The 6,931-nt window shown below is 40.9% G+C and carries 7 protein-coding genes and 1 tRNA gene; 1 reads left to right on the top strand and 7 read right to left on the bottom strand.

The features are described 5' to 3' along the window. Positions 1-191 precede the first annotated feature (191 nt). The 7 genes from CWC30_RS11630 to lolB all read right to left on the bottom strand — a co-directional run bounded on the left by CWC30_RS11630 (position 192) and on the right by lolB (position 5,584). Positions 192-268, bottom strand: a tRNA-Met gene (locus CWC30_RS11630). 322 nt (positions 269-590) lie between these two features. Then, positions 591-1,682 (bottom strand): redox-regulated ATPase YchF, encoded by a 1,092-nt coding sequence (gene ychF, locus CWC30_RS11625; protein WP_036982063.1) that lies wholly within the window; start codon positions 1,680-1,682, stop codon positions 591-593. A 53-nt stretch (positions 1,683-1,735) separates the two neighbouring features. Next, positions 1,736-2,320, bottom strand: coding sequence for an aminoacyl-tRNA hydrolase (pth, locus tag CWC30_RS11620; RefSeq protein ID WP_008467968.1), 585 nt, complete (start codon positions 2,318-2,320; stop codon positions 1,736-1,738). Positions 2,321-2,338: 18 nt separating this feature from the next. Then, on the bottom strand, positions 2,339-2,953 hold the full coding sequence (locus CWC30_RS11615; RefSeq protein ID WP_013465331.1) for a 50S ribosomal protein L25/general stress protein Ctc: 615 nt from the start codon (positions 2,951-2,953) through the stop codon (positions 2,339-2,341). A 149-nt stretch (positions 2,954-3,102) separates the two neighbouring features. Next, entirely contained in the window at positions 3,103-4,050 is a 948-nt protein-coding gene (locus tag CWC30_RS11610; protein WP_008115168.1) for a ribose-phosphate pyrophosphokinase, read from the bottom strand. Between the two features lie 86 nt (positions 4,051-4,136). After that, on the bottom strand, positions 4,137-4,994 hold the full coding sequence (ispE, locus tag CWC30_RS11605) for a 4-(cytidine 5'-diphospho)-2-C-methyl-D-erythritol kinase (RefSeq protein ID WP_138627162.1): 858 nt from the start codon (positions 4,992-4,994) through the stop codon (positions 4,137-4,139). Between the two features lie 2 nt (positions 4,995-4,996). Continuing rightward, positions 4,997-5,584 carry a lipoprotein insertase outer membrane protein LolB gene (gene lolB, locus CWC30_RS11600; protein ID WP_138627161.1) on the bottom strand — a complete coding sequence of 196 codons (588 nt, stop codon included), beginning with the start codon at positions 5,582-5,584 and terminating at the stop codon, positions 4,997-4,999. An 83-nt stretch (positions 5,585-5,667) separates the two neighbouring features. Between lolB and hemA the strand changes: the two genes are divergently transcribed. Further along, positions 5,668-6,924: a glutamyl-tRNA reductase gene (hemA, locus tag CWC30_RS11595; protein WP_024602657.1), complete on the top strand. Its 1,257-nt coding sequence runs from the start codon at positions 5,668-5,670 to the stop codon at positions 6,922-6,924. Positions 6,925-6,931: the final 7 nt, after the last annotated feature.

Genomic DNA, 6,931 nt, shown 5'->3' with positions numbered 1-6,931 from the left:
TGAACCTAAATCCAGCGCGTCTACCAATTCCGCCACTCCCGCATCGAGTATACAGGTAACAATGTTTTAGAACCTAAATCCAGCGTCTAATTCAAGACAACTGCTAATTCCTCAACTCCCGTATTATCACTTTGAATAAATCAAAGAAATGGTAGTTATTTTAAACTCTTCATTGAGCAACAAAAAGTAAATGGTGGCTAAGACGGGATTTGAACCTGTGACCCCATCATTATGAGTGATGTGCTCTAACCAGCTGAGCTACTTAGCCATCTTTTTTGTTAACACTTCATCGCTGAGTGCGGGGCGTATTATGCTGATATGCCCCAAATTCGTCAACACCTTTTTTGCAAAAAAACACTTAAGTTGGTTTGTTTGCAGGAAAAATAGGCTAACCGGCTACTTTTTAATTAAAACGTTGCTTTTTTAACACTCTTTGTGAGCTTTGTATTGTAATTTTGGCTTTGCCTTACAATTCTAAGCCTATAGTAAGGGTAGACTAATTATTACTTTTATTCGGCTGAAAAATAAAAAGGCTCGTAAAAACGAGCCTTTAAAAAACAATGAGCCACTTAACGTGGTGCAATGTTTAATTATACGTTGAACAAGAAGTTCATTACATCGCCATCTTTAACGATGTACTCTTTACCTTCTTGGCGCATTTTACCTGCTTCTTTTGCACCGCTTTCACCTTTAAATGCAATAAAGTCATCAAAAGCAATTGTTTGTGCGCGGATAAAGCCACGTTCAAAGTCGGTATGAATTTTACCAGCTGCTTGTGGCGCTGTTGCACCTACTGGGATAGTCCATGCACGTACTTCTTTTACACCCGCAGTAAAGTAAGTTTGCAAATGTAGTAGCTCATAGCCACCACGAATAACAAGGTTAAGTCCTGGCTCTTCAAGACCTAGGTCAGCCATAAACTCTAATTTGTCTTCTTCGTCAAGCTCAGATAGCTCAGATTCGATAGCTGCACACACAGGCACAACAACCGCATCCTCAGCAGCCGCTATTTCACGGACACGATCAAGTAGTGGGTTATTTTCAAATCCGTCTTCAGCCACGTTAGCAATATACATAGTTGGCTTGATAGTTAGGAAGTTAATAGGCGCAATGGCTGCTTTTTCTTCTTTTGTTAGCGCTAAAGAACGTAAAGTTAAGCCTTCATCAAGATGCACTTTTACTTTTTCAAGTACCGCATTTTGCTCTTTTGCGTCTTTATCGCCACCTTTTGCTTTTTTCGCATTACGGAATATTGCTTTATCAGCACTGTCCATATCAGCAAGTACTAGCTCGGTGTTGATCACGTCAATATCGTCCGCAGGGTCGATAGTACCAGCAACGTGAATAACGTTTTCATCTTCAAAACAACGAACTACATGGCCAATCGCATCTGTTTCACGAATATTTGCTAAAAACTGATTGCCTAGGCCTTCACCTTTCGATGCACCTTTAACTAAACCTGCAATATCCACAAATTCCATACTAGTTGTAATAATACGTTGCGGGTTAACAATTTTAGCAAGTTCGTCTAGGCGAGGATCTGGCACCGGTACCACACCTGTATTAGGTTCAATGGTACAAAAAGGAAAGTTAGCGGCTTCAATACCCGCTTTAGTCAATGCATTGAAAAGTGTTGATTTACCAACATTAGGCAAGCCAACGATGCCACATTTAAAACCCATAGTAAGATACCTTGTTTAGATTCGTTTAATACGTGCGTACGTATACCCAAAAATTAGGGTTTAAACGAATGTAGTCTGTTTTGTGCTTTTAACACACCGTCTTTAGCAAGTATTTCCATACAACGAACTGCTTCATCAACTGCGGCATCCATTTTTTCTTGATCGTCCTTGGCTGCTTTACCAAGCACCCAACCGGTGACCATTTCGCGATGTCCTGGATGACCTACACCTATGCGTAAGCGCATAAAGTCTTTTTGATTTGCCATTTTTGCAATAATGTCTTTTAAGCCATTATGACCGCCATGTCCGCCGCCTTTTTTTAATTTAGCAACGCCCGGGTCTAAATCCAATTCATCATGGGCGACAAGTATGTCTTCCACTGGGATTTTAAAAAAATTGGCTAAACTACTCACCGCTTTGCCACTTAAGTTCATGTAAGTGGTGGGGATCAGTAATTTGAATTCTTTGCCTTGAATAATCACTTTACCAGTAAGGCCGTGATATTTAGGGTCGTGTTTTAGCGTGCAGTTGTAGCGTGCAGCGAGTTCTTGAATGAACCAAGCACCTGCGTTGTGGCGTGTATTTGCGTATTCGGGGCCTGGATTAGCCAGGCCCACAAGCATTTGAATAGAATTCAAGGTGCGAGACCTTAAATATTATTCTGCAGCGTCTGAAGCGTCGTCTTCAGTTGGAGCTGCTTTGTTAGCTTTGATAGTAACGATAGACTGATCGTGGCCTTCGCCTTTACCAAGCTCAACAGATTGAACACCTTTAGGGAACGCAAGATCTGTAAGGTGGATTGAATCACCAGCAACAAGATCAGATACGTCTACTTCGATGAATTCTGGAAGTGACTTAGGAAGACAAGAAATCTCAACTTCAGTTAACTGGTGAACAACAGTTGCACCTAACTTAGTTACTTTCTCTTCACCGATGAAGTGTAAAGGAACCTTAGTTACTAGTTTATGAGTTGCGTCTACACGTTGGAAATCAAGGTGAGTAAGCTTAGGCTTGAAAGGGTGACGTTGGATATCTTTTAAGATTGCTTCAACTTTCTCGCCACCTACATTTAATGTAAGGATGTGAGTGTAAAAGCCTTCGTCTTCTTGTGCTTTGATCATATCTTTATGAGCAAAAGTAAGCGATACCGCTTCTTTATCAGCTCCATAAAGGATTGCCGGCACTTTGTCTTCGCGACGTAGGCGGCGGCTCGCACCAGTACCAGTTTCTACGCGAAGTTCAGCGTCATAAGTATAAGTTGTGTTAGACATGATGTCTCCAATAATTAAAAGTGTTAGGGCCTTTGCGACCAAGGTCCCTAGCCAAAAGGCGCGCTATCATACCACTGCGGGTTTATAAAATAAACATCGCTTACAAAAAAAGCGCCAAAAGGCGCTTTTATACTCATTAATGTTTAACTTTAGTGTTCAAACATTGCCGAGATAGATTCTTCGTTGCTAATGCGACGAATAGTCTCTGCTAACATATCTGCAAGTGTTAATACTTTTACAATATCAAGCGCTTTTAGTTCGTCAGACAGTGGAATTGAGTCAGTTACAATCACTTCATCAATCACAGAGTTACGTAAGTTTTCTGCAGCTGTACCAGAAAGAATAGGGTGAGTAGCGTAAGCAAATACGCGTTTAGCACCATGCTCTTTAAGAGCTTCAGCGGCTTTACACAATGTACCACCGGTATCAATCATGTCATCAACAATAATACAATCACGACCTTCAACGTCACCAATAATATGCATTACTTGAGAAACGTTAGCTTGAGGGCGACGTTTATCAATAATAGCTAGGTCGGTATCGTTTAATAGTTTTGCAATTGCACGGGCACGTACAACACCACCAATATCAGGTGATACAACAACCACGTCATCAAAGTCGCGGTTTTTCATATCTTCTAATAATACCGGGCTGCCAAATACGTTATCTACTGGTACATCGAAGAAGCCTTGGATTTGCTCAGCATGTAAATCAACCGTAAGAACGCGGTCAACACCTACACTTGATAAGAAATCTGCAACCACTTTAGCTGTAATTGGCACACGCGCAGAACGTACACGACGATCTTGACGAGCATAACCAAAATAAGGAATAACAGCAGTGATACGACCGGCAGATGCACGGCGTAGCGCATCAACCATAACGATAAGTTCCATTAGGTTATCGTTAGTAGGGGCACAGGTTGATTGTAAGATAAAAACATCCGAGCCACGAACATTTTCATTAATTTGAACACTGATCTCACCGTCACTAAAACGGCCAACAACAGCATCGCCTAATTCAATATATAAACGTTTTGCAACTTTTTGAGCTAGGTCAGGTGTTGCGTTACCAGCGAAGAGCTTCATGTCAGGCACGGTAGGGTTCCTCAGGCACTGAATTTTTGGACTAACTTACATTGAATGAACAAAGTAGGTTAACTTATGATTACTTGTACGTTACTTCATTTATCAATGATGGCGGCTAACTCCGTGTGAGCAGGAGAAGTATTAACGCTTGATGCGATAAATCCCTGCCAAGTATGGGGGAGATTAGCAAGTACATCTTGTGCTTGAACTTGACTAGCAAATTCAACAAAACAACATGAACCTGTTCCGGTCATCTTTGATGGGGCGTATTTTAGCAACCACTGCAGGGTTTTTTCAACCTCGGGACACAGCTTTTTCACTAAAGGCTCACAATCGTTAGTTAAAACCTGCTGTTGCCAGTCACCTAAAAGTTTAGGCGTGTCACGTTTTAAATCGGGGTGAGTAAATATTTGTGCAGTACTGACATGCTGGTTTGGAAAAACAACGCAGTACCATTTTTGTGGCAATTTAACATACTCTAATTGCTCGCCAACGCCATGTGCTATGGCACTTTTACCTTTAATGAATACAGGTACGTCTGCACCGAGCTTCAAGCCTAAATCTGCAAGTTCATCTAGTGTAAGAGCGGTATTCCATAGTGTATTTAGCGCTAAAAGTGTTGTTGCGGCATCGGATGAACCACCACCAACACCTCCGCCCATAGGCAAACGTTTAGTTAAATTTATTTTTGCACCTAAATTCACTTTACACTGAGTTTGCAATAATAAAGCTGCTTTATAAATTAAGTTGTCAGTTAGTGCAATGCCATGAGTGTCACCGCTAATACTAATATTTTTATCATTAGTAAGCGTAAAATGGAGCTCGTCGCCATAGTTCAAAAATGTAAACAGGGTTTCTAATTCATGATAGCCATCATCACGGCGACCATTAATATGTAAAAATAAATTTAGCTTCGCCGGCGCAATCAGCGAAAGTTCAAAGGGAGTATTCATAATTAGTTAAACTGCCAATCGTAGAGTTTGATTTTAATTTTAATCTTTTCATGTGTTAAGGTTAGCGCGTTAGGTAACCAAAAACCGTGTTTTTGTATGTAACTGGTGTAGTTTATTTGCCATTTTTTGCCAGCGTCATCAAACCATAACACGCTTTTAGCACGGCCTAATTGATCGACTTCTAAGGTTTGATCGTCAATAGTGGCTTTTAACCATGGGCCGGCGTTATTTACCGGTAAAGTAAACCCCGTTAAGCGTTGTAAAAGTCTACTCGCATTAGTATCAAAATACGGTTGGTCATCAAATATTAATTCAGCCCCCACTGCGGTTTGTTTGAGCGATAAAATTCGGGTGCCAATAAATGTGGTTAACACTAAATGATTACTATTTTGTGTTTGTTGCCAATTTAAGTTAGCAGATTGGCGCTCATCAGGGCTAATAAACGCTAATTTACCTTCCACCTGCCAAGTTTTTTGTGTACTAAGACGTAACTTCCAGTCTTCGTAAGCTTCTGTATTGTAGTTGTTTTTATTGGCGCAGCCCGTTAAAAAAATAAATAACAGGGTTAAAATAAAATATTGTCGAGTCAAATGTTGTTCCTTACTTTCCATATTCCTGAGATTTTTGATAAAATTGCCGCCTATGTAGTAGGGCTCAGCAATATTTGGCAGATATGACCATAATAGCACTTGGTATTAATCACAAAACCGCATCCGTAGAATTACGAGAAAAAGTGGCCTTTTCGCCTGAGCAAATTTCAGAGGCGCTACAACAATTAAGTGGCCATGCCGACTTTAATGAAGCGGTTATTGTCTCTACCTGTAATCGCACTGAAGTGTATTGTAGCCTTGCGCAGCAAAATTCCCAAACATTGTTGCAATGGTTGGCCAGTTTCCATGGTTTAGATGAACATGAACTGAGTAAAAATATCTACTGTCATGAAGACAGCGCTGCAATAAACCATTTGATGCGTGTAGCCTGTGGGCTTGACTCGCTGGTGTTAGGCGAACCACAAATTTTAGGGCAAATAAAACAAGCCTATAATAGTGCCAAAACTCATGATGCGGTGGGCGTTACGTTTGATCGTTTGTTTCAAAAAACGTTTTCGGTGGCAAAAGAAGTCCGTACCGAAACCAACATTGGTGCCAGTGCAGTATCAGTTGCCTTTGCGGCAGTTAATTTAGCAAAGCATATTTATGGAAAGCTAGATAAAACCAAGGTGTTACTCATTGGTGCCGGTGAAACCATAGAGCTGGTAGCAAAACATTTATACCAAAATGAACCGCAAAAAATTACTGTTGCCAACAGAACAATAGAAAGAGCGCGCAGTTTAGCCGATGAAGTATCAGCCGATGTTATTGCGTTGGCACAATTGCCTGAACGTTTGCATCAAGCTGATATTGTGATTAGCTCCACCGCCAGCACTTTACCTATTATTGGTAAAGGTGTAGTTGAGCAAGCACTTAAACAACGCCGCTATAAGCCGATGCTGTTTATTGATATAGCTGTACCACGCGATATTGAAAGCCAAGTCGGTGAACTCGACGACGCCTACTTGTACTCGGTCGATGACTTACAAGCGATTGTTAGTGAAAACATGGCTGCTCGTGAACAAGCGGCTGAGCAAGCACAAATTATTATTAGTGAGCGCACCAAAGAGTTTTTTATGTGGTTGCGCTCGCTTGATTCAGTGGATTTAATTCGCCATTACCGTAATGATGTACAAACAACAAAAGCAGAACTTGTAGATAGGGCGCTTAGTCAGCTAAATACAGGTAAAGATGCAGAAAAAGTAATTTTAGAGCTGGCCAATAAATTAACCAATCGCTTAATGCACGCGCCTACCCGTGCCATCCAAGATGCAGCGAAAAAAGGTGAAGTGGCTCAGTTAAACCAATTGAAAAAAATGTTAGGTATAGATCAGGAATAACAGTTAA

This window comes from Pseudoalteromonas sp. S4741 (genome assembly GCF_005886135.1).
GTDB lineage: Bacteria > Pseudomonadota > Gammaproteobacteria > Enterobacterales > Alteromonadaceae > Pseudoalteromonas > Pseudoalteromonas tetraodonis.
The sequence above is the reverse complement of the archived record's forward strand: the minus strand, read 5'-3'. Positions and strand labels throughout refer to the sequence as shown.